Here is a 22,323-nt window from a genome sequence, read left to right on the forward strand (position 1 = left end):
TGGTTAAGCGCGCTGGGCATGGACCAACATGCAGATTCCATCCTCATCGTCGATTTCGGCAGCCAGGTAACCCAGCTGATCGCGCGCCGCGTGCGCGAGGCCGGGGTCTATAGCGAGATCGCTCCCTTCACCACCGCCGCCGAGGCATTCGCCCGGATGAAGCCCAAGGGAGTCATCCTCTCCGGCTCGCCCGCATCGGTGCTCGAAGAGGGGTCGCCCCGCGTTCCCCAGGAGATCTTCGACTCCGGCCTGCCGGTGCTCGGCATCTGCTATGGCCAGCAGGTGATGATGCACCAGCTCGGCGGCACGGTGCAGCTGGGCGACAGCGGCGAGTTCGGCCGGGCCTTCATCGACATCGACGATGGCTGCGTGCTGTTCGACGGCATGTGGCACGAAGGCGAGACCCACCAGGTGTGGATGAGCCATGGCGACAAGGTGACCAACCTCGCCCCGGGCTTCCGTCCGGTCGCCCACAGCTCGGGCGCGCCTTTCGCAGTGATCGCCGATGACGACCGCCGCTATTACGCGATGCAGTTCCACCCCGAGGTGGTCCACACGCCGGACGGCGCGAAGCTGCTCGCCAATTTCGTCCGCCATGTCTGCGGCCTGACCGGCGACTGGACGATGGCCGAGTTCCGCCAGACCAAGATCGCCGAGATCCGCGCCCAGGTCGGCACCGGCAAGGTGATCTGCGGGCTGTCGGGCGGCGTCGACAGTGCGGTTGCCGCGGTGCTGATCCATGAGGCGATCGGCGACCAGCTGACCTGCGTGTTTGTCGATCACGGCCTGATGCGCTCGGGCGAAGCCGAGCAGGTCGTCAGCCTGTTCCGCAACAGCTACAATATCCCGCTGGTCCATGTGGACGCCGAGGCGCTGTTCCTGGGCGGCCTGGCCGGGGTCACCGATCCCGAGGCCAAGCGCAAGTTCATCGGCAAGACCTTCATCGACGTGTTCGAGGAAGAGGCCAAGAAGATCGGCGGCGCCGATTTCCTGGCGCAGGGCACGCTCTATCCCGACGTGATCGAGAGCGTCAGCTTCACTGGCGGGCCGTCGGTGACGATCAAGAGCCACCACAATGTCGGCGGCCTGCCCGAGCGGATGAACATGCAGCTCGTCGAGCCGCTGCGCGAGCTGTTCAAGGACGAGGTCCGCGCGCTCGGCCGCGAGCTGGGCCTGCCCCAGGCGTTCGTCGGCCGGCATCCCTTCCCGGGGCCGGGCCTGGCGATCCGCATCCCGGGCGAAGTCACCAAGGAGCGTTGCGACATCCTGCGCAAGGCCGATGCGATCTATCTTGAGGAGATCCGGGGTGCCGGGCTCTACGACACGATCTGGCAGGCCTTCGCGGTGCTGACGCCGGTGCGCTCGGTCGGCGTGATGGGCGATGGCCGCACCTATGATTCGGTGCTGGCGCTGCGCGCGGTGACCTCGATCGACGGGATGACCGCAGAGGCGTTCGAGTTCCCGGCGGGCTTCCTGCCGCGCGTCTCGACCCGCATCGTCAACGAAGTGCGCGGCGTGAACCGGGTGACGTATGATTACACATCGAAGCCGCCCGGCACGATCGAGTGGGAGTGATCCCGCGTCCGGCAGTGGCGGCACCGAGAGATACTAACTTGTGGCAAGTGGTGTTGAGGTAATTCGTTCGAATTCCTCTGAATGGTTAACGTGTCCTGGAAATGGGCCGTTGTTCTTCGCCGAAATGACCTTTGTCCTTCTGGCGTGGGGCAATGTGCAGGTTATTATTAGGTTGGCGGCGGCTTAGTTGCCTGCAACTGCAGCATGCTGGCGACGGTCGGATTCTTCCAATTGAGGGCGCAATACTGTCCGTAATGGATCAATTCATTCTGGCGCATTCTTCGCTTGGTGCGAGCTCTGAATGTGAACAATATTGAATTGTCCGGGGCGCTTCATGGCGTCCCGCGGTTTCAGGGGGGGCGCTTATGAGAGTCTTCATCGCATTGGCCGCATATGCGTTGATCCCTACCGCAGTGCAGGCCGGCGAGACGATCACCTATACCTATGACGCAAAAGGGCGGCTGGTGAAGGTCGAGCGTTCTGGAGGCGTCAACAATGGCGTCAAAGCGCAATATACTCATGACAAGGCGAACAACCGCAAGACGCTGAAGGTCACCGGATCTCCAAATCCGGCGCCCTGATCGACGGGCGCATTCCGGCGCTCTTTCCATTCCAGATTGAGGCGAAAACCATGCTGAACCACGTCGGGGCTGCGCGCCCGGGCGGCCGACGCGCCGTCGCCAAATTGCTCGCTTGCTCGATGCTGACCGCTGCCTCGTTGTTCGCATCAGGGGCACGGGCTCAGGTGGCTGCCGTCGTGCCCGTGCGGGAATCAATCGACGGCAACGGGGTCGATCTGTTCCTCGGTACCATGAATGCTGACGGACCGGTGCTGTCGGCGGGGCAAGGTGGTGCGGGATTGAGCTGGTACCAGCTTGCCCGCGGCAATCAAACCTGGGGTGACAATCTGGTGGCCACGTTGTCCGTGGCTTCCGGGACCGTCTACGTTGCCTATGCCGGCAAGGCCGACCGCTTCACCATCTCGGGCAGCAGCTACACGCCGACCGAGGCGAATGGGTCGAGCCTGTCGCTGAGTGGTAACGTCTATACCTATGTCCTGGATGACGGCACCGTTATCCATTTCAACAAGGCCTATGTCGGCGCGGCGATGTTTCAGACCATCACCGGGGTCGTTACCGATGTCACCAAACCTTCCGGCGAGAAGCTGACCTACACGTTCGAGAGCATGTATTATTGCTCGCAATCAAAGGAGGGAGCCGACGGGCAGATCTGCACCGGCCATTCCTATGCCTATCGCGTGTCGTCCGTGCAGAGCAACTCGGGATACAAGCTGACCTATGACAATGCGGCCCAGTTCGCCGATCCTTCCGACATTTTCAGCACCGACTGGGCGGCCTGGGGTACCACCTATGGCGCATCATTGACGAACACGGCGGTATCGGGCGCGTCCAGTCGATACCAGGCTACCAGCTTCAGCGCTGTCGCGCCTTACCTCTACATGACTGTCACCGACCCAATTGGGCAGGCCACGACCTACCGCCGGGACAATACCGGGCTGGTCGGTATCAAGCGGCCGGGCAGCAGCACGGAAGACGTGCAGATCACTTATTCAGTCGGGCGCGTGAGCTCGGTCACGACACCTGTCGGCACCACCAACTATGCCTATTCTGACCTGGGGAATGTCCGCACGACGACGGTGACGAACCCCCTTGGTCAGGCAACAATCTATACCTTCGACATTGCGCTTCAGCGGATGAAGTCGGTGACGACACCCGCGCCGATCAGCAAAACGACCCAATGGGACTATGACACGAACGGACGCGTGACCCGGGTCACGGCTCCAGACGGCAACTACTCGCAATATACGTATGACGGGCGCGGCAATGTGACCGAGACGCGCGACGTCGCAAAATCGGGTTCCGGGCTCAGCGATATCGTGACGACCGCGAATTTCGATGCGACCTGCACCGCTGCGGCCAAGTGCAACCAGCCAAACTGGACTCAGGATCCGAAAGGCAACCAGACCGACTACAGCTACAATAGCGGCACCGGCGATCTGGTGACGCTTACCCTGCCGGCGGCCACGAGCGGCGGCACGCGCCCGACCACGACCTACAGCTATACGACGGTCAACGGAGTCCAGCAGGTCAGCGGCATCTCGACCTGTCAAACGAGCGCATCCTGTGTCGGTACCGCCGACGAGGTGAAGACCAGCATCTCCTATGACGCCAATGGCCTTCCCAATGTGGTGAGCAAGGGGGCGGGCGACGGCTCGCTGACGGCGACGACCAACCTCACCTATGACGATGTAGGCAACGTCAAGACGGTTGACGGCCCGTTGCCGGGCGCCGCCGACACCACCCGTTACCGCTTCGACGCGGCGCGGCAGCTGGTCGGCGTGGTTGGGCCGGATCCGGATGGCGGCGGCGCGCTGAAGCCGAAGGCCCGGCGGCTGCTGTATGATGCGCGCGGACGGGTCTACACCGATGCCATGGGCACGGTGAACAGCCAGAGTGACGCCGACTGGCCGGGCTTTGCCGAGGCATCGCACACGTTCAGCCTCTACGATGCTGGCGGGCGGGTAATCCGCCAGACCCTGTGGTCGAATGGCGTCGATTATGGGGTGCAGGACTTCGTATATGACGCGGCCAGCCGGCCGGCCTGCTCGATCACCTATATGGATCCGGCCCAATGGGGGCCGCAGGCCAGCAGCTGCGCGCCGCTGCAGACGAACGGGCCTAACGGTCCCGACCGGGTGGTCAAGAGCACCTACGATGCCGCTGGCCAGGTCACCAAGGTGCAGACTGCTTATGGTACTGCCGACCAGTCCGACGAAATCACGACCGCCTATACCAACAATGGCCAGATCGCGAGCGTGACCGACGGCGAGGGCAACAAGACGACCTATGAATATGACGGCTTCGATCGCCTGTCCAAGACGAGATACCCGGTGGCGACGACCGGATCGGGCGTGAGCTCGACCTCGGACTATGAGGAGTTCGTCTATGATGCGACGAGCGCCGTCACCAGCCAGCATCTGCGCGGCTACAGCGGGAACAGCAACAGCCGAATCGACTTCACCTATGATAACCTCGGCAGGCTTTCGTTGAAGCATGTCGCCGATGGATCAGTCGCCGATGTCTATTATGGCTATGATCTGCTCGGCCGCCAGACCTATGCCCGCTTCAGTTCGACGAGCGGCGCCGGCATTACCAATGCATTTGACGCGCTTGATCGGCTCACATCGACCAGCACAAACATGAGCGGCAGCGCGCGGGCGCTGAGCTACGCGTACGACCTCGCTGGCAACCGCACGCGCATCACGCAACCGGATGGTGTCTATTTCGATTATGGTCGCGATACGCTCGGACGGCTCGTGCAGTCCAACTGGTGGTCAGCGGGGAGCGGTCTCGTCCCGTTCCTGACCATCACCTATGATCAACTGGGGCGGCGTGCCGACGTCAATCGTGCCTCGAGCTATACCGGCTATGGCTATGATGCCGTGTCGCGGCTGACGTCTCAAAATCAGCGATTTGCCGGCAGCGTCGGGAATTTGAACCAGACTTTCGGCTACAATCCGGCCGGGCAGGTCGCCACCCAGTCCCGGGACAATGACGCGTTCGCCTTTGTCGGGCACTATAATGTCGACAGATCCTACACGGCCAACGGGCTCAACCAGGTCGTGGTCTCGGGACCGGCGAGCCTCAGCTACGACGTGCGGGGCAACCTGACCGGCGATGGTGTCAGCAGCTTCGGCTATGATGCCGAGAACCGGCTCAAGTCGAAGGACGGCGGCAGCGTAACGCTGGGCTATGATCCCTATGGTCGCCTCTATTCGATCGCTTCGGGAAGCGGAACGACGCAGTTCCTGTACGACGGCGACCAGCTGGCGGGCGAGTATAATGGCTCGGGCACGATGACCCGGCGCTTCATGTTCGCCAGCCAGGACGAGCCGATCCTGGAAGATGCCGGTGGCATGAACTGCTCGGGCAGCAAGTTCTTGCACAATGACGAGCGCGGTTCGATCATTGCGCAGGCAGATTGCGGGGGTAGTCGAACCGCGGTCAACTCCTATGATGAGTACGGCATCCCGGGGGCAGGCAATGCCGGGCGGTTTCAATATACCGGTCAGGCATGGATCTCGGAGTTGGGCCTATATTACTACAAGGCTCGGATGTATTCGCCGACGCTTGGGCGATTCATGCAGGTCGATCCTATCGGCTACAGCGACAACATGAATCTCTATAGCTATGTCGGAAGCGATCCGATCAATTTTACCGATCCCTCCGGACTGGATCGATTTTGCTGGACCGTCGGTGGGGGCACTACCTGGACCGAGGACGCCAGCGGGGGGCATTTGACTCAGGAAGCTTCGGTGGAGCGCTGCGTTGAGATTGGCCCCCAGGTTCCGTTTGGAGGTAGCTTCACCTGGGGGCCGGGTGGTGGCCCCAGTTCCGCGCCCCTGCCGAAGGGGCAGGTTACTCGCTGCTATGTGGCAAGCGCCAAGGTAACCGGCGTCGGCCCCAACCAGGCAAATGGCCCCCAAAAGACCGCAATCTCTCATACGCCCGGCAACCAGATTCAGAATGGCGGGGTTGCGGTGGACCCAAGCGATTTTGGGTTGCCGAACGCCCAGGGTTCGAATGGCACGGTGTTGGGAGGCATTTCGATCGAGCCGCAATGGGGGTCGGCGCTCCGGCCGCCAAATGGCGCGCCCGCCATCCCGTCGGGGCTTCCCTCGAGAGGCCCCTATACCCCGATCGATGTGATTGGCCCGGCCAGCGCCCGAAATCAGCCAGGCGTTCATATCGACCTGTATCGCTACAAGGATCAAAACCAGGCATTGGCATCGACGAGACAAGTCCCGTTGGTGGTGACGATCCCCGCCAACAATGTAGGTGCGGCATGCCCCCACTGATCCTACCGTTGCTGCTTGCCATCTCGGGTGACGGCCAGCACGGAGCGCGACCAGCTTCCCAGATTGACCTGGTCGATGGCGAGCCGATCAAGCTCAAATGGCTCCGAGGGGGTATTAAAGCATCATTTGACGGCAAGGAGAGCGTCCTCATCACGACGCCGCATGGCACCTTCCGGATTTCCGCAAAGACTCCCTCTTTAATCGGCGTTTCCAGTGACGGGAGCCGTATCGTTCATAATTACGGGGACGGGAGCGGACAGGTCTATTCCATAGCCTTTTACCAATCCAGATCCGGGAATCCGATGGATATCCAGAAATTCTACGGAAAAGTAATGCGTTACTCCAAATCGATCCCGGGATGCAGAATCCGGCTGGAGGAAATAAGCTTCTTGTTTACGCGCTGGAGATCGAACAGCGTTGCCCTGATCAGGACTGAAGATATGTCCCGCAGGGCGGGCTGCTCGAAATTGAACCGCCTGTGGGATATCTCGATCTAAAATTGCATGGGAATGAAAACCCGCTAAGGTACTCGTTATGTTCCGCGGGTGCCTGGAGGGAAAATAGTGACGCGCCTATCGCTGAAGCAGGCGCGTCGCATCTTCCTCGCGGCGCAGGGATTCGGGGTGCGGCATCCGGCAGTGGTGGGCGCGCCGCATCTTCGCCGAACCGTCGAGCGGCTGGGGCTGCACCAGATCGACAGCGTCAACGTGCTGGCGCGGATGCACTATCTACCCGCCTTCTCCCGGCTCGGCTGCTATGATCGCGGGCTGCTCGAGCGCGATGCCTGGGGGGCGAAGCGCAGCCGCAGGCTCTTCGAATATTGGGCGCATGAAGCCTCGCTGCTGCCGATCGATCTTCATCCCTATTTCCGCTGGCGCATGGCACGGGCCGAGCGTGGGGAGATCGGCTGGAAGGGGCTGCGGTCCTTCGCCCGCGAGCGGCATGGCGAGGCCAAGGCGGTGCTCGACCGCATCGCCGGCGAGGGGCCGCTGGCGGCGTCCGACTTCGAGAATGGCGGCAGCAAGAGCGGCTGGTGGGAGTGGAGCGAGACCAAGCTCGCGCTCGAATGGCTGTTCTGGTCGGGCCGGATCACCACGGCGACACGGCGAGGCAGCTTCGAGCGGATCTACGACCTGACCGAGCGGGTGATCCCGCAGGCGGTGCTCGACATCCCGACGCCCGACGCCGCGATCGCCCAGCGCGCGCTGATCGAGCGGAGCGCCCGGGCGCTCGGCGTCGCCACCGCGGCGGACCTGCGCGACTATTTCCGGCTGAAGCCCGAGGAGGCGAACCACGCCATTCCCGAACTGGAGGAGGAGGGCGTGCTGGTGCCGGTGGCGGTGCAGGGCTGGAGCCAGAAGGCCTGGCTGCACCGCGATGCCAGGGTGCCGCGCAAGGTGAGCGGCGACGCGCTGGTCGCGCCCTTCGATCCTCTGGTGTGGGAGCGGAGCCGCACCGAGCGGCTGTTCAGCTTCCGCTACCGGATCGAGATCTATGTGCCGGCGGACAAGCGCACGCACGGCTATTTCGTGCTGCCCTTCCTGATGGACGAGGCGCTGACCGCGCGGGTCGACCTCAAGGCCGATCGCCAGAACGGCCGGCTGCTCGCGCATCGGATCACGCTGGAGCCGGGCGCGCCGGGGGATACCCAGGAACGGCTGAGCATCGAGCTGGCGCGGATGGCGGACTGGCTGGGCCTGGGCGAGGTGCATATCGGCGAGACGATCAGGGGAGAGCGATGACCGACGATTTGCAGCGCTGCAGCTGGGCGGTGAGCGACCCGCTCAACCGCACCTATCACGATGCCGAATGGGGCGTGCCGGTGCGCGACAGCCGGGAATTGTGGGAGACGCTGATGCTCGAGGGCTTCCAGGCCGGGCTCGCTTGGATCGTCATCCTGCGCAAGCGCGAGGCATTCCGCGAGGCCTTTGCCGGGTTCGATCCGGTCAAGGTCGCCGCCTTCGGGCCCGAGGATGTCGAGCGGCTGATGGCCAATCCCGGCATCGTCCGCGCCCGCGCCAAGATCGAGGCGACGATCCGCGGCGCGCAGATCTGGTGCGAGATGCGCGATCGGGGCGAGGACTTCGCCGAATTCTGCTGGGCGTTCGTCGATGGCCGGGCGATCCAGCGCCCCGGGCACGGCTTCGTCGCCACCACGCCACTTTCGGAGACGATCTCGAAGGAGCTGAAGCGCCGCGGCTTCAAGTTCGTCGGGCCGACGATCGTCCATGCCTGGATGCAGGCGGTGGGGCTGGTCAACGACCACCAGCTCGGCTGCTTCCGCCGCGAGCCGGTCGCCGCGCTCGCCTGAAATGATTGCGCCCGCCCCGCGTTGGTGAGAGAATCGCGGCGGACCGGGCAAGGGGGATTTCGAAGATGACGCTCAAGCTGTTGCCGTGCGTATTTGCGGCGCTGGGCATGCTCGCCGCCTGCTCGCCCGAGCCGAAGCAGCCAGTCAAGGACAAGGCCCGCGCCAACGAGTCGGAGATCATCGTCCCGCCCGAGGCGAGTCTCGAGGCCAATGCCGCGAACGCCGGCGACGAGGCGCCGGGCGTCGGCGTCAACCTGGCGCCGGACGAACTGACGCTCGTGTTGCCCAATGGTTCGTCCCGCCATGTCCGCTTCGGGATCGCCAAGGCGGACGCGGTGCAGATGCTCGGCACCGCGCTCGGCCATCCGGTCGAGCAGGCCGAGAACCAGGAATGCGGCGCCGGGCCCCTCGGCTATGCGGCGTTCCGCGACGGGCTGTCGCTCTATTTCCAGGACGGCAAGTTCGCCGGCTGGGACCTGGACGGGCGCGAGAACGGCAAGTTCGCGACCGGAAACGGCATCGCGATCGGCATGACCCGCAAGGCGCTGGAAGCCGCGGCCGGCAGCATCGATGTCGGCGAGACCTCGATCGGCAACGAGTTCATGGCGGGCAATCTCTCCGGTCTGCTCAGTTCGCCGGCGCCCGACGGCAAGGTGACCAATTTGTGGGCCGGCGTGACCTGCATCGCGCGATGAGCGTCGAGCTGCTTCTGATCGAGATCGCCGGCTGGACTGGCGCCGCGCTGATCCTCGCGGCCTATCTGCTGCTCTCCTCGGGAAGGCTGACCGGCCAGTCGCGCCTCTACCAGTGGATGAACGTGGTCGGCGCCGGCTGCTTCGTGATCAATAGCGGCTGGAACGGCGCGATCCCCTCGGCGACGCTCAACGTCGTCTGGCTGCTGATCGGCGCCGTGACCCTGTGGCGCATCGCCCGGCGGCCGGAATGACGATCCGGCCGGCGCATGCCGGCGAGGCCGGGGCGGTGATCGGGCTGTGGTATCTCTGCGGGCTGACCCGGCCGTGGAACGATCCCGTCCAGGACTTTGCCCGGGCGCTGGAGGGCGAGAGTTCGACGATCCTGGTGGCGGAAGGCGAGAATGGCGAGATCCCCGGCAGCGCGATGGTCGGCGACGACGGGCATCGCGGCTGGGTCTATTATCTCGCGGTGGCGCCGGCCGCGCGCCGCACCGGGCTGGGCCGGGCGCTGATGACCGCCGCAGAGGACTGGCTGCGGGCGCGGGGCTGCCCGAAGGTCCAGCTGATGGTTCGCGCGGACAATGAAGCGGCGGTTGGTTTCTACGAGATGCTGGGCCTCGAGCGGCAGGGCGTCGTCACGCTCGGGCGGTTCCTGAACGACTAGGCGGAGTGGATATCCGCCTACGCCAACTCCCGCGCCGACTCGCCAAAGTTCACAAAGTTCATGCTCCGGAGCGCTTTTCGCCGCGCATAAATTGACACACTTTCTGGGAACACGCCGCATCTCGCAATATTGTTGCGTGCGCGTGATCCTATTTTACTGACCGGTTCAAAGAGCGGCCAGGCCGAAGGCCCGGCTGCGAAAGCCAATCAGACGGAATCCTACATTGCAAGCGCTAGAGCTTCTCGCCCGGCAGCGCGCTTGCCTGGCGGATCCAGTCCGCCAGCTGCGCTTCGTCGATGGGGTCGTCCTCGCGGATGTCGAGATAGCGGACCTTCTGCTGCTTCGAAGTGCCGGGCGGCACGGGATCGAGCGACGTGCCGCGGAAGAAGGTGAGCTTCACGTACTTGTCGAAGCAGTGGAACGAGAGGAACCAGCCCTCCCCGTCGGGTGCGCCATAGAAGGGCGAGTTCCACTTCACCGCCTTGCGCACGCCGGGCAGGGTGCGGACGACGAGCGCGTCGACCGCGCGGCCGATGCGCTGCTTCCAGCCCGGCATCGCGGCGAGATAGGCGGCGACCGGGGCGTCGCCATCGCCCTTGGGGATCTGGGGATTGCCGCCGGAGAGGAGTTTGGGTTCGGTCATGCCGCCGGTTCCCTCGATGCCGCCGCGACGATGCGGGACAGGAGCGCGGCGGCATAGGTGCCGACCGCGATGACGAACAGGAGCATGCCCGCCATGATCGGCGTGCCGATGGTGTCGTCGAAGCTCATATGATCGCTCGCCCTCAGCATGAGCGCTGCCCCCATCCGGAACAGCAGCACGGCAGAGGGGAAGAACAGGACGTGCAGCAGCCAGCCAAGGCGCGTGTGCTTCGACCAGCGCCAGCACAGCACCCCCGCGGCGATCGGGCCATAGGTGAGCAGGATCTGGCCCGTGAACCAGAGCACCGCCTGGGTCGCCGAGGCGTCCCGCAGGTAGAGATTGCTGATCATGAGGGCGTGGACCCCGGGGAACAGGGTGACGCCGATCACCGCGCACAGGGCGACTTTGTCGAACCGGTTCATCGCGATGCCCTTCGACCAGGGATGCTCCATTCAGGCTAGACCATGTGCCGCCAGATCGAAAGCCGCCTGTATTCCGCTGCGAAGCGCGCTATCGCGGGTGGAAACCGCGAGCAGGCGAGGACGCAGCGTGACCATCACCATGTACGGCATCAAGAATTGCGACACGATCAAGAAGGCGCGGACCTGGCTGGACGAGCATGGCGTCGCCTATGCGTTCCACGACTACAAGACGCAGGGCATCGATGCCGCGCGGCTGGCGCGGTGGAGCGGGATCACCGGGTGGGAAGTGCTGCTCAACCGGGCCGGCACCACCTTCCGCAAGCTGCCCGAGGCGGATCGCGAAGGGATCGACGCGGCCAAGGCGACGGCGCTGATGCTGGCCCAGCCTTCGATGATCAAGCGGCCGGTGCTGGAGTATCCCGGCGGCGTGCTGGTGGGGTTCAAGCCGGATATCTATGCGCGGGCGTTGTTGTAGGCCTGTCGCTGCGGGCGGGCGCATTGAGCCTGGGCCGTGAACCCATAATGGCCACTTTCAGAAGTGGGGTTCGAATGACCGACCATGGGTGGATTGCGGTCATCTGCGTGCCAGGATGTTCGGGGGAGGGCGATGCATATTTCACAGAATGGCGATACCTTCACCGCCCAGCATGTGACTGGCCCTACGCACAACATGCTCCGTTTGAAGATTGGCCGGGGCACATTGCGCTCGTTTGTCGTCTCAGTTCTCCCGCCCATCGGCGCGTGTCATCATAATGGTGGTCTGTCCGTGGAAGAGATCGCCTTAGCAATTGAAGCGGGCTCGTTGATGCCAATACTGCGCTCAACGCGGACTATATCGTTGAAGCCGCTGCTATTGTCGAAAACGATACCCGTCAGCGCGGAATTTACGAATATCTCACCCGAAAAATCATCGAGAAGGCAGCCGCGACGCAGGGCAGATAATATCTGCTACGGGCTTGCTAGCGGCGGCGCGAGCGAGGGATGGATGGATCAGGCAGAACTGCTCGTTGTGAGCGACAGTTTCCAGATTTCCGGCCAAGGGCTCGTGGTCGTTCCTGATTTCTCGTCAACAGCTTCCGAGTGGCACGGCGGAGGTGAGATGGCCACGATCCAGCGGCCTGATGGCAGCTCGTTGGTGTCTCGCCTCAACCTCTACACAGCTCACTTCAATATCCCCGATCCGTCAGCGCCGTTGGAAAACCGCTGGCGTATTGTTCCGACGTTCCCCGATCTCCAGACGGACGATGTGCCTATCGGGAGCCGCATTCTGGTCAGCAAAACCGTGGTTGAAGCAATTAGAGGGCGTGACGCGAACGACCGCTAATGGGGCGTTTGCCGACAGACCGGCTTTATGAGGCTAAGGCCTGGTCGTCACCCCGGCCCCTTCGGCGTAGCTCAGGGCAGGCTTGTGCCGGGGACCGCCAAGCTTCTCGGTCTGACGCAGGAGCCTCCTGTCCGGCACCTGCCTCCCGGTGGACCCCGGCACGAGGCCGGGGTGACGGGGCGGGTGGGGCGACGCGTCCCTCAGAACCCCTTGCGGAACTTCTCCAGGACCCAGATCTCCGGATTGGTGACGACCGGCGAGAAATAGTTTCCGCGGCCGCATACCGTCTCCAGCATGGTCAGCAGCACCGTGCCGGGCTTGGCCAGGGTCGGGTCGCTGGGGCCTGCCTCGGTATCGAGATAGGTGCCGCGGACATAGAAGCTGCTGTCGCGCATGAACGAAGTCATCGCCGCGCAATCGGCCTGGCGGGTGAGCATCGAGCGGTCGAAGTCGCGGGTCGGGCTGGTCGTCTCGTAGATGGTCTGCTGCTTGAACGTCACCACGTTGCCGTTGCGGCGGACCGAATCCACATCGACGAAATAGGCCATTTGCGGCGCCTGGTTCGAATAGGCGGCGAGGCGCCAGTTCTGGGCCGAGGCCGTGTGCGGAACGACGAGCGCGGCAAGCGCGAGCAAGGTGAGACGCATCCTGATTCCCCCAATCTGGCGCCAACCACGCTAACGTCGATCCATTTCCGTGCAAGTAGCTGAAGCAAGAAGGCTCATTCCTCCCAGCGGAATACTTCCTCGAGTGGCTTGCCGAACACCATGGCGATGCGGAAGGCGGCTTCGAGCGACGGCGAATATTTGCCCTGTTCGATCGCCGCCACCGTCTGGCGGGTGAGGCCGATCCGGTCGCCCAGCTCGGCCTGGGTCATCTCGCTGGCCAGGAAGCGCAGCGTGCGGATGTCGTTGACGACGCGCCCCTTAGCCATGCCAGCCCCTCCGATAGCTGAGCAGGACCAGGACCTGGTTCACCGTCTCGGCGATCACGATGGCGAGCAGCGCGCTGTTGACGATCTTGGGCGCGGGCTCGGTGAAGGGCATCGCCACGCCGACCAGGATGGTGCCCGCCATCAGCGTGTAATAGCCCGCCGAGGCGCCGCGCCGGGCGATTGCCCGGTCGCGCTCGTCCGCGCGGCGTCCCTCGGGTCCGGCCTGGAGGGCGAGGACGACATAGCCGATGATCACCGCCACCGCCTGGGTTCCGGCGATGATGCCGAAGTTCCACAATATGTCGAACAGGGTGGGCGGGGTCTGCCGCAGCGCCATCAGCGGGAAGTAGATGCCATAGGCCACGGCCATGCAGGCCAGAGTGAGCCAGGCGGTCTTTTCGCGATAGGACATGGTCAGCCTCCGACCCGGTAGCCGATGGCCTGGGTGCCGAACCGCACCGCCTCGCCAAGGATGAACACGCCGATCAGGGCGAAGATCACGTCGGTGCCGTGCAGCCCGACATGCATCGCGAAGATGACCGCAACGATGGCGAGCAGCACCGAGAGATAGGCTGCGCCATTGGCCCGGCGGCCGATCGAGCGGTCGCGCTCGTCGCGCGGGGCATTGGCCTCGCTGGGCGTCAGGATCGCCATCAGCGCGGTGACCGCGGTCATCATCACCGCCTGGCCGATCGTCGCGGCGAGGAACAGGTAGAAGAGCATCGGGTCGTGCGTGTCGCCGGCGGCCGCACGGGTGATCACGACGGCGAAATAGCTGCCCCAGGCCAGCAGCGTCGTGATGAACGCAGCCCAGGCGATTTTCTCTCGAAAGGACATTTGGCCTCCCTGTGTGTGCAATTGATGACGCCATGTTATGTATTTCTAACATTGCGTCAAGTGATTCGAACGTGGTGGTAAATGTACCTATCATCCGTCATCCCCGCGAAGGCGGGGATCCAGGGTGGCAGGGCATGGTCCTTCGTGACTCTGGATCCCCGCCTTCGCGGGGATGACGGGGAGTGGGAGGGGACGATGGAAGAGGAGGCGGGAGAGCTTTGGGCTTCCAGTTCCCGTACCCCGGCGAAAGCCGGGGCGCAGGGTTTCTCTGCCGTCTCGCTTGTGACCCTGGGCCCCGGCTTTCGCCGGGGTACAGCTGGGGGATGGCGCTCGCTGAACGGCGGTGCGTCGTGGGGTGGCTTTGCCGGCGCACTGGCGAGCGTCGCCGCAACCCGCTAGACCCGCGGCCATGTCGCACGTCACCATGGATACGGCCACGAGCCGCGCTAACCCGACTCCCGCTCCGATGAAGCGGCTCACCGTTCCCGCGATCCGCGACCGCAAGGGCAAGGATCCGATCGTGATGCTCACCGCCTACACGACGCGGATGGCACAGCTGCTCGATCCGCATTGCGACGTGCTGCTGGTCGGGGACAGCTTGGCCCAGGTGATCTACGGGCTGCCCTCGACGCTGCCGGTGACGCTCGACATGATGATCGCGCACGGCGCCGCGGTGGTGCGGGGCAGCTGGCATTCGCTGGTCGTGGTCGACATGCCGTTCGGCAGCTATGAGCAGAGCCCCGAACAGGCATTCGCCTCGGCGGCGCGGGTGCTTGCCGAGACGGGCGCGGCGGGCGTCAAGATGGAGGGCGGCGAGACGCTGGCCCCGACGGTGGAGTTCCTGACGAAGCGCGGCATTCCGGTGGTCGGCCATGTCGGCCTGACCCCCCAGGCGGTGAACGCGCTGGGCGGCTATGGCGCGCGCGGGCGCAGCAATGTCGAGCATGCCCAGATCCTCGACGATGCCCGGGCGATCGCCGCCGCCGGCGCGTTCGGGCTGGTGGTCGAGGGCGTGGTCGAGACGCTGGCCAAGGAGATCACCGCCGCGGTTTCCTGCCCGGTGATCGGCATCGGCGCCTCGGCCGAGTGTGACGGCCAGGTGCTGGTGATCGACGACATGCTCGGCATGTTCGAGCGGACCGCGCGGTTCGTGAAGAAATATGACGATCTGGCTGGCCGTATTTCCGCCGCGGTTGAAACCTATGCCGCCGATGTCCGGGCCCGGGCCTTTCCGGGACCCGATCAGGTCTATGCGCCGCGGGATTGACGGGCTACCGAGCGCTCTGTTGATTCCCGCAAGGTGCGACTAAGGTTCGCGCCCGCAAGAGACGCATGGAGTAGATTTTGGCGCTTCCCCCCTCCGGCACGACAGACGAAGCCTTCCTGCGCGAAGTCGACGAGGAATATCGCCGCTCGCAGATGCTGGGCGTCTGGCAGAAATATGGGCGGCTGATCATCGGCGCCGTGGTGCTCGCGTTCGTCGCGCTCGCCGGTTTCCTGTTCTGGCAGCACCAGACAGACTCCGCCGCGGGCGCCAAGGGCGAGCAATATGATGCCGCGCTGCGCGAGATCGAGCAGAACCAGGGCGACAAGGCCTCGCCGGAGCTCGCCAAGCTCGCCGCCAGCGGCAACAACGGCTATGCGGCGATGTCGTCGATCATCGAGGGCAACCTGCTGGTCCAGAAGAAGGACCTGAAGGGCGCCGCCGCCAAGTACGCCGCGGTCGCGGGCAACAGCAGCTTTGCCAAGCCGCTGCGCGACTATGCGCTGCTCCGCCAGACCTCGGTGGAATATGACACGCTGAAGCCCGAAGTGGTGGTGTCGCGCCTCCAGGGCCTCGCCAAGCCGGATTCGGCCTGGTTCGGTAGCGCCGGCGAGCTGGTGGCGACCGCGCAGATCAAGCTCGGCAAGCGCGCCGAGGCAGGCAAGCTTCTCCAGCAGATCGCCCAGGGCGGCGAGAATGTGCCGGATACGACGCGGCAACGCGCGGTTCAGCTGGCGAGCGTATTGGGGATCGACGTCCTCGATCAGTCGAAGGAAAAGCAGGTTAAATGAACAACAAGCTGAGGGTGGCTGGGGCCCTTGCGGCACTCGCGCTGGTTAGCGGCTGCGGAGTATTCAAGGGGCAGGGCAAGAAGACGCCCGTGCTCGGCGAGCGCGTTCCCATCCTGATGTCCGAAAACGACATCACCAGCGAGAAGTCGCTGGCGAATGTCGACGTGATCGTGCCCGAGGCGGCAGTGAACGAGGACTGGACCCAGCCGGGCGGCAATGCCGCCAAGTCGATGGGTTCGCTCGCGCTGTCGGCCACGCCGTCGCGCCTGTGGGACAAGCAGGTCACCAAGACCTCGAAGAAGGAGCGCCTCGGCGCTTCGCCGGTGGTCGCGGGCGGCAAGCTGTACGTGATGGACACCGACGGTCAGGTCCATGCGATGGACGCCGCGACCGGCAGCACGCTGTGGACCGCGCCGACCGTGAAGGCGGACGGCAACAAGACCGCGCGCTTCGGCGGCGGCGTCAGCGTCTCGGGCGAGCATCTCTATGCCGCCAACGGCCTGGGCGACGTGGTCGCGCTCAAGGTGGCGGACGGCAGCGAAGTGTGGCGCAAGCGCCCGGGCGGCCCGCTGCGCGGTGCCCCGACGCTGGCCAATGGCAATGCCTATGTCGTCACCCAGGACAACCAGCTCTTCGTCATGAGCCAGGAGACCGGCGAGGTCAGCTGGACCGCTTCGGCAAGCCTCGAATCGCAGGGCGTGTTCGGCGTCGCGGCGCCGGCTTCGGCGCAGGGCACGGTGATCGCCGGCTTCTCGTCGGGCGAGCTCAACGCCTATCGCTACGAGAATGGCCGCCAGCTGTGGAGCGACGTGCTGTCGCGCAGCAGCATGAGCACCTCGGTCTCGTCGCTGTCGGACATCGATGCCGAGCCGGTGATCGACCAGGGCCGTGTCTATGCCGTGGGCCAGGGCGGCCGCATGGTCGCGATGGACATCGCCACCGGCAACCGCATGTGGGAGCAGAACATCGCCGGCATCTCCACCCCCTGGGTGGCCGGCGAGTGGATCTTCGTGGTGACCGACGACGCCCGGCTGCTGTGCCTGTCGCGCACCAGCGGCAAGGTGCGCTGGATCGCGCAGCTCAAGCGCTACAAGAACGACAAGAAGCCGAAGAACCCCTATGGCTGGGTCGGCCCCGTCCTGGCGGGCGGCAAGCTGATCCTCGGCAATACGCGCGGCGAACTGGTCTTCGTCTCGCCGGCGGACGGCAGCATCAGCTCGACGATCGAGCTGAAGGACCCGATCTCGCTCCAGCCGGTGGTGGCGAACAACATCCTCTACATTCTGGACGACAAGGGACGCCTGACCGCGTTCAAATAACCTAGTTCCCGGCCATGGCAGGCGGGCGGGGCCGAAAGGCCTCGCCCGTTGCTTTTTGTGTTACATGCCGTTCTGCCGGGCATTCCCCCGAGAAGAGTTTCATTTATGCCACTGCCCACCGTCGCGATCATCGGCCGACCCAATGTCGGCAAATCGACGCTGTTCAACCGGCTCGTCGGCAAGCGGCTCGCGCTGGTCGACGACCAGCCGGGCGTGACCCGCGACCGCCGCGAGGGCGAGGCGAACCTACTCGGGCTCGAATTCCGCATCTTCGACACCGCTGGTTACGAGGACGAGGACGCCGCGACCCTGCCCGGCCGGATGCGCCAGCAGACCGAGGCGGCGGTGCACGACGCCGATGTCGCGCTGTTCCTGGTCGATGCGCGTGCCGGCGTGACGCCGCTCGACGAGGAGATCGCCCGCTGGCTGCGCTCGACCGACCGGCCAATCGTACTGGTCGCCAACAAGGCCGAGGGTCGTGCGGGCGAGACCGGGGTAATCGAGGCGATGGCACTCGGCTTCGGCGAGCCGATCCAGCTCTCCGCGGAGCATGGCGAGGGCATGGCCGACCTGTTCGGCGCGCTGCTGCCCCATGTCGAGCGCGAGGACGAGGAGGATGTCGAGGAAGAGGATCCCGACAACCCCAACGCCCCGCTCAAGCTGGCGATCGTCGGCCGCCCGAACGCGGGCAAGTCGACCCTGGTCAACCGGCTGCTCGGCGAGGACCGGATGATCACCGGGCCCGAGGCGGGGATCACCCGCGATTCGATCTCGGTCGACTGGGAATGGGAGGATTTCGACGGCAACAAGCGCCCGGTCCGCCTGATCGACACCGCCGGCATGCGCAAGAAGGCGAAGGTCGAGGAGAAGCTCGAGAAGCTCTCGGTGATGGACACGCTGCGCGCGATCGACTTCGCCGAGGTGGTGGTGCTGCTGCTGGATGCGACGCGCGGGCTGGAGGTGCAGGACCTCAAGATCGCCGACCGCGTGCTCCAGGAAGGCCGCGCGCTGATCATCGTGCTCAACAAGTGGGACGTGGCCGAGAATGCCTCCAGCCTGTTCAACGGGGTGAAGCGCGCGCTCGACGAGGGGCTGGCGCAGGTGAAGGGCGTGCCGCTGCTCACCGTCTCGGCGGTGACCGGCAAGGGGCTCGACACGATGATCGACGTCGCCTTCAAGACGCGCGACGCCTGGTCGCGCCGCGTCTCGACCGGCCAGCTCAACCGCTGGTTCGAGCGCGCGATCGAGGCGAACCCGCCGCCCGCGCCGGGCGGCAAGCGGATCAAGCCGCGCTACGTCACCCAGAACAAGACGCGCCCGCCGACGTTCGTGCTGTTCGGCACCCGCGTCGACCTGCTGCCGACCAGCTACCAGCGCTATCTGATCAACGGCTTGCGCAAGGAATTCGATTTCGGCGCGGTGCCGGTGCGCCTCAATCTGCGCGCGCCGAAGAACCCGTTCGACCGCGAGAAGGATTGAGGCGCGAGAAGGACTGAGGCGCGATAAGGGACGAGAATCCAGACGCTTCCGTAACGACCCTGATCAGATATCAACCCTGTGTTTACACACGGGCTCTAGGATTCGCCCATGCTCTGGGGGTGCGGAGTAGGGGAATGATGCGATGACCGGCAATGTGCCGCTGGTGAACTGGGACAGCTTCTCGCGGGCGCGGGCCGAGCTCGGCGCCAATTTCGTGCGTATTCTCGGCTATTTCCGCGAGGACGGCGTCAAGTCGGTCGCGCGGATCGAGGAAGCCATGCGCGCGAACAATGCCGCCTCGATGGTCATCCCCGCGCACACGCTGAAGGGCGAATCGCGCCAGTTCGGCGCAGATCCGCTGGCCGACCTGGCCGAGACGATCGAGATGGCCGCCCGCGCCTGCATGGAGCGTCAGGATACCCCGACCGACGTCCTCGAATATGTCGTGGCGCTGCGCCCGCTGTTCGAGGAGACGCTGGCGCTGCTGGAGCGCGAATCGAACCCGCTGGTGGAGCGGCGGCCGGTGTTCGGGCGGCGTTCGCTGGCTGGGTGAGCGACCAGAAATCCCGTGCTCCTGCGAAAGCAGGAGCCCAGGGTAATCATGTACTTTGCGGCCCTGGGCTCCTGCTTTCGCAGGAGCACATGAATTGACGGGCTGGCGGTAAAACCTAGCTCGCCTCCACGGCCTCGCTGTTGAGCTGGATGTAGTTCTCCAGGCCCATGCGGGCGATCATGTCGAACTGCTTCTCCAGCGTGTCGACATGCTCTTCCTCGCTCTCGAGGATGTCGGCGAACAGGTCGCGCGAGACATAGTCGCGGACGCTCTCGCAATGCTGGATCGCGTCGCGGAGAAGGGGGATCGCCTCCATCTCCACCGCGAGATCGGCCTTGAGGATCTCCTCCACCGTCTCACCGATGCGCAGGCGCCCGAGCAGCTGGAAATTGGGCAGGCCGTCGAGGAACAGGATGCGCTCCGCCAGCTTGTCGGCGTGCTTCATCTCGTCGATCGATTCGTGGCGTTCGAGCTCGGCGAGCTTGGTGATGCCCCAATTGTCGAGCAGCCGGTAATGCAGCCAATACTGGTTGATCGCGGTGAGCTCGTTCTTGAGCGCCTCGTTGAGATAGTCGAGGACCTTGGGATCGCCCTTCATTGCCGCCACCTGTTCTTATGATTGGATTTCGGGCAGCAGAATAGGCGCGGAACGCCGCGTTGGACAGTCAAAAAATGGCGGATTTCTGCGGTTTCTGGCTGTTGCGACTGTTACGCAGCAGCACGTTCCTCGGCGATGATCTCACGGGCGAACGGCACGCATTGTCCGCACTTCGCCTGGCAGCCGAGCGCGCGATAGGCCTGGCAGGCGCTGGTCGCCCCGCCACGCGCGGCTTCGCGCACATCCCGTTCCCGTAGAGCATTGCAAACGCAAACGACCATCGAACCCTCGCAACTCGCAGAAGCAGAGTTAGGGCTATTGACACTGATTCGCAAGACTATTGCGAGGCACTCGCATTATTACCTAGTACGCTGCCGCGGATCGGCTGGAAGCTGCCGCGCGCCAGGCTGCGCCACAGCCATTCGAACGGGCCAAATCGGAAATGGGCCAGCCACAGCCTGGACCAGATCAGGATCGCTGCCCAGATCGCGAAAACCACGGGGTAGAGCTGCCAGCGGCTCAGATGGCCGTACCAGCCCAGCCCATAGCCGTAGAAGAGCGTGGTGCAGATCAGGCTGGTGGCGAGATAGTTGGTGAAGGCCATGCGGCCCGCGGCGGCCAGCAGGGTGGTCAGCGCGCCGCCGGGGCGGGCGAGGAGCAGGATCAGGCAGATCCACCCGGCGATCATCGGCGGGCGGCAAAGCGCGGTCAGCGGCATCATCGCGGCGATCACCCGGATGTCGAAGCCCGAGGACCATTGCCACCAGGCCAGGACGGCATAGGCGGGCAGGGCGACGCTCCAGCAGACGAGCAGCCAGCGGCGATAGCGGGCAGGCGCCCATTCGCCCCGCAGCATGCCGCTGCGCAGCGCCGCCATGCCGAACAGCATATAGCCGAGCGTCTCGGGGCCGAAGAACAGCGAAAGGCCGAACAGCGTGCCGCCGGCATCGCGCGAGCGGTCGGCGAGGAGCGGGCCATAACCGCCGCGGTGCAAAGCGAGGTCCTTGACGAGGTCGCCGGGCAGGGGGACGCCGAACGACTGGGCATAGCCCTGCAGCGCTGCGGAGCCGGGGTTTTCGGCCTGGAGCTGGATGATGTTCAGCGGAATGGCGGCGCACAGCAGCGCGCTGGCCAGCGCCAGCATCGTGCCGAGCACCAGCAGCCGCGGGACCGGCATCTCGCGCATCGCATAGGCGATCATGCCGACCAGCGCATAATGGGCGAGGATGTCGCCGTGCCAGACCAGGAAGAAATGGGCGAGGCCGAAGACGAGCAGCCAGACCATGCGGTTGTAATGGACCCGGGCGGGATCGCGTCCGCTGGCCTCGGCCCGCTCGATCACCAGCAGGGTCGAGGCGCCGAACAGGAAGGAGAAGAGCCCGCGCATCCGGCCGTCGAACAGGATGAAGTTCGCTGCCCAGGTGGCGAGATCGGCGCCGTGCCAGCCGCCATAGGCGCGCGGGTTCACATAGGCGGCCTCGGGCATGGCGAAGGCGAGGATGTTGAGCAGCAAGATGCCCAGCACCGCCACGCCGCGGACGACATCGAGGGAAGCGAGCCGCGAGGCCGCAGTCGCAGTGGGGGAATCCATTCAGCGCCGCGCCGCGATCAGGGCGATGGGGATGCCGACCAGCACGATGTGGCAGAAGAACTGGCTGCCGGTGCCGTACAGGTCGAAATACGGGAAGGCGGCCGGCCAGCGCAGCGGCAGGACGACGAGGTTCATCACCGCCCAGGTCGCCAGCCCATAGCCGATGCCGGCGAGAATCCGCTGCGCCTTGAGCAGCGGCAGCCGATCGGCGGCGAGGACGAAGACCGTGGCCATGACTGCCATGATGGCGAAATGGACCGCCAGGCCGAGTGCCGCGCCGCCGGTGCCCCAGCCGGTCGCGTCGGGGAAGGGGCCGCTGGCCACGGCGCGCAGCATCTTGTCGGGCGTGCGGCCGGCCTGGAGGGCGAGCAAAGATGCGGCGATGATGTCGAGCGTGCCGGCGACGAGAGTCGCGGTCAGGATCCGGCGTCCAGCCTGTGCCAT

At 64.9% G+C, this 22,323-nt stretch carries 26 protein-coding genes; 16 read left to right on the forward strand and 10 right to left on the reverse strand.

Annotated elements, in window-relative coordinates:
- The first annotated feature begins 18 nt into the window (after window positions 1-18).
- The 9 genes from guaA to ACEN8G_RS04060 all read left to right on the forward strand — a co-directional run bounded on the left by guaA (window position 19) and on the right by ACEN8G_RS04060 (window position 10,124).
- Window positions 19-1,575: a glutamine-hydrolyzing GMP synthase gene (gene guaA, locus ACEN8G_RS04020; RefSeq protein WP_413416064.1), complete on the forward strand. Its 1,557-nt coding sequence runs from the start codon at window positions 19-21 to the stop codon at window positions 1,573-1,575.
- A gap of 398 nt (window positions 1,576-1,973) precedes the next feature.
- Complete coding sequence (locus ACEN8G_RS04025; RefSeq protein WP_413416063.1) at window positions 1,974-2,156, forward strand: hypothetical protein; 183 nt, start codon at window positions 1,974-1,976, stop codon at window positions 2,154-2,156.
- Window positions 2,157-2,206: 50 nt separating this feature from the next.
- Complete coding sequence (locus tag ACEN8G_RS04030) at window positions 2,207-6,454, forward strand: RHS repeat domain-containing protein (protein WP_413416062.1); 4,248 nt, start codon at window positions 2,207-2,209, stop codon at window positions 6,452-6,454.
- 8 nt (window positions 6,455-6,462) lie between these two features.
- Window positions 6,463-6,951, forward strand: a complete 489-nt coding sequence (locus ACEN8G_RS04035) for a hypothetical protein (RefSeq protein ID WP_413416061.1) — start codon at window positions 6,463-6,465, stop codon at window positions 6,949-6,951.
- A gap of 66 nt (window positions 6,952-7,017) precedes the next feature.
- Window positions 7,018-8,196: a winged helix-turn-helix domain-containing protein gene (locus ACEN8G_RS04040; RefSeq protein WP_413416060.1), complete on the forward strand. Its 1,179-nt coding sequence runs from the start codon at window positions 7,018-7,020 to the stop codon at window positions 8,194-8,196.
- Entirely contained in the window at window positions 8,193-8,765 is a 573-nt protein-coding gene (locus ACEN8G_RS04045) for a DNA-3-methyladenine glycosylase I (protein ID WP_413416058.1), read from the forward strand. Before ACEN8G_RS04040 ends, ACEN8G_RS04045 begins: the two co-directional genes overlap by 4 nt.
- 65 nt (window positions 8,766-8,830) lie before the next feature.
- Window positions 8,831-9,460, forward strand: a complete 630-nt coding sequence (locus ACEN8G_RS04050; RefSeq protein ID WP_413416057.1) for a hypothetical protein — start codon at window positions 8,831-8,833, stop codon at window positions 9,458-9,460.
- Window positions 9,430-9,711, forward strand: coding sequence for a CBU_0592 family membrane protein (locus tag ACEN8G_RS04055; protein ID WP_413416056.1), 282 nt, complete (start codon window positions 9,430-9,432; stop codon window positions 9,709-9,711). Before ACEN8G_RS04050 ends, ACEN8G_RS04055 begins: the two co-directional genes overlap by 31 nt.
- Window positions 9,708-10,124, forward strand: coding sequence for a GNAT family acetyltransferase (locus ACEN8G_RS04060; RefSeq protein ID WP_413416055.1), 417 nt, complete (start codon window positions 9,708-9,710; stop codon window positions 10,122-10,124). Before ACEN8G_RS04055 ends, ACEN8G_RS04060 begins: the two co-directional genes overlap by 4 nt.
- A 232-nt stretch (window positions 10,125-10,356) precedes the next feature.
- Here ACEN8G_RS04060 and ACEN8G_RS04065 read toward each other — a convergent pair whose 3' ends face one another.
- Both ACEN8G_RS04065 and ACEN8G_RS04070 read right to left on the reverse strand, forming a co-directional pair.
- Window positions 10,357-10,767, reverse strand: coding sequence for a DUF1801 domain-containing protein (locus ACEN8G_RS04065; RefSeq protein ID WP_413416054.1), 411 nt, complete (start codon window positions 10,765-10,767; stop codon window positions 10,357-10,359).
- Complete coding sequence (locus ACEN8G_RS04070; RefSeq protein WP_413416053.1) at window positions 10,764-11,219, reverse strand: hypothetical protein; 456 nt, start codon at window positions 11,217-11,219, stop codon at window positions 10,764-10,766. The genes ACEN8G_RS04065 and ACEN8G_RS04070 overlap by 4 nt, the downstream gene beginning before the upstream one ends.
- A 97-nt stretch (window positions 11,220-11,316) precedes the next feature.
- Between ACEN8G_RS04070 and ACEN8G_RS04075 the strand changes: the two genes are divergently transcribed.
- Window positions 11,317-11,664, forward strand: a complete 348-nt coding sequence (locus tag ACEN8G_RS04075) for an ArsC family reductase (protein WP_413416052.1) — start codon at window positions 11,317-11,319, stop codon at window positions 11,662-11,664.
- Window positions 11,665-11,796: 132 nt separating this feature from the next.
- Window positions 11,797-12,513, forward strand: a complete 717-nt coding sequence (locus ACEN8G_RS04080) for a hypothetical protein (RefSeq protein WP_413416051.1) — start codon at window positions 11,797-11,799, stop codon at window positions 12,511-12,513.
- Between the two features lie 200 nt (window positions 12,514-12,713).
- Here the strand turns inward: ACEN8G_RS04080 and ACEN8G_RS04085 are convergent, their stop codons facing one another.
- The 4 genes from ACEN8G_RS04085 to ACEN8G_RS04100 form a co-directional block, all read right to left on the reverse strand.
- Window positions 12,714-13,160, reverse strand: coding sequence for a surface-adhesin E family protein (locus tag ACEN8G_RS04085; protein WP_413419377.1), 447 nt, complete (start codon window positions 13,158-13,160; stop codon window positions 12,714-12,716).
- A gap of 74 nt (window positions 13,161-13,234) precedes the next feature.
- Window positions 13,235-13,447 (reverse strand): helix-turn-helix transcriptional regulator, encoded by a 213-nt coding sequence (locus ACEN8G_RS04090; RefSeq protein WP_413419373.1) that lies wholly within the window; start codon window positions 13,445-13,447, stop codon window positions 13,235-13,237.
- Window positions 13,440-13,859, reverse strand: coding sequence for a hypothetical protein (locus tag ACEN8G_RS04095; protein WP_413419371.1), 420 nt, complete (start codon window positions 13,857-13,859; stop codon window positions 13,440-13,442). Before ACEN8G_RS04095 ends, ACEN8G_RS04090 begins: the two co-directional genes overlap by 8 nt.
- Window positions 13,860-13,861: 2 nt before the next feature.
- Window positions 13,862-14,284, reverse strand: coding sequence for a hypothetical protein (locus tag ACEN8G_RS04100; RefSeq protein ID WP_307118167.1), 423 nt, complete (start codon window positions 14,282-14,284; stop codon window positions 13,862-13,864).
- 409 nt (window positions 14,285-14,693) lie between these two features.
- Between ACEN8G_RS04100 and panB the strand changes: the two genes are divergently transcribed.
- From panB to ACEN8G_RS04125, 5 genes are all read left to right on the forward strand, one after another.
- Window positions 14,694-15,551 (forward strand): 3-methyl-2-oxobutanoate hydroxymethyltransferase, encoded by an 858-nt coding sequence (gene panB, locus ACEN8G_RS04105; protein WP_413417595.1) that lies wholly within the window; start codon window positions 14,694-14,696, stop codon window positions 15,549-15,551.
- Between the two features lie 77 nt (window positions 15,552-15,628).
- Window positions 15,629-16,339, forward strand: coding sequence for a tetratricopeptide repeat protein (locus ACEN8G_RS04110; protein ID WP_413417593.1), 711 nt, complete (start codon window positions 15,629-15,631; stop codon window positions 16,337-16,339).
- Window positions 16,336-17,658, forward strand: a complete 1,323-nt coding sequence (locus ACEN8G_RS04115; protein WP_413417591.1) for a PQQ-binding-like beta-propeller repeat protein — start codon at window positions 16,336-16,338, stop codon at window positions 17,656-17,658. The genes ACEN8G_RS04110 and ACEN8G_RS04115 overlap by 4 nt, the downstream gene beginning before the upstream one ends.
- Before the next feature lie 105 nt (window positions 17,659-17,763).
- Window positions 17,764-19,137, forward strand: coding sequence for a ribosome biogenesis GTPase Der (der, locus tag ACEN8G_RS04120; RefSeq protein WP_413417589.1), 1,374 nt, complete (start codon window positions 17,764-17,766; stop codon window positions 19,135-19,137).
- Between the two features lie 142 nt (window positions 19,138-19,279).
- Window positions 19,280-19,690 (forward strand): Hpt domain-containing protein, encoded by a 411-nt coding sequence (locus ACEN8G_RS04125; protein ID WP_413417587.1) that lies wholly within the window; start codon window positions 19,280-19,282, stop codon window positions 19,688-19,690.
- Window positions 19,691-19,805: 115 nt separating this feature from the next.
- On the opposite strand, the gene bfr is transcribed toward ACEN8G_RS04125, so the two are convergent.
- From bfr to ACEN8G_RS04145, 4 genes are all read right to left on the reverse strand, one after another.
- Window positions 19,806-20,288, reverse strand: coding sequence for a bacterioferritin (gene bfr, locus ACEN8G_RS04130; RefSeq protein ID WP_413417585.1), 483 nt, complete (start codon window positions 20,286-20,288; stop codon window positions 19,806-19,808).
- 110 nt (window positions 20,289-20,398) lie between these two features.
- Window positions 20,399-20,569 (reverse strand): bacterioferritin-associated ferredoxin, encoded by a 171-nt coding sequence (locus tag ACEN8G_RS04135; protein ID WP_183993866.1) that lies wholly within the window; start codon window positions 20,567-20,569, stop codon window positions 20,399-20,401.
- A 56-nt stretch (window positions 20,570-20,625) separates the two neighbouring features.
- Window positions 20,626-21,879 (reverse strand): DUF418 domain-containing protein, encoded by a 1,254-nt coding sequence (locus tag ACEN8G_RS04140; RefSeq protein WP_413417583.1) that lies wholly within the window; start codon window positions 21,877-21,879, stop codon window positions 20,626-20,628.
- Window positions 21,880-22,323, reverse strand: coding sequence for a hypothetical protein (locus ACEN8G_RS04145; protein WP_413417581.1), 444 nt, complete (start codon window positions 22,321-22,323; stop codon window positions 21,880-21,882).

Source organism: Sphingomonas sp. Sphisp66 (assembly GCF_047324325.1).
Lineage (GTDB): Bacteria > Pseudomonadota > Alphaproteobacteria > Sphingomonadales > Sphingomonadaceae > Sphingomonas.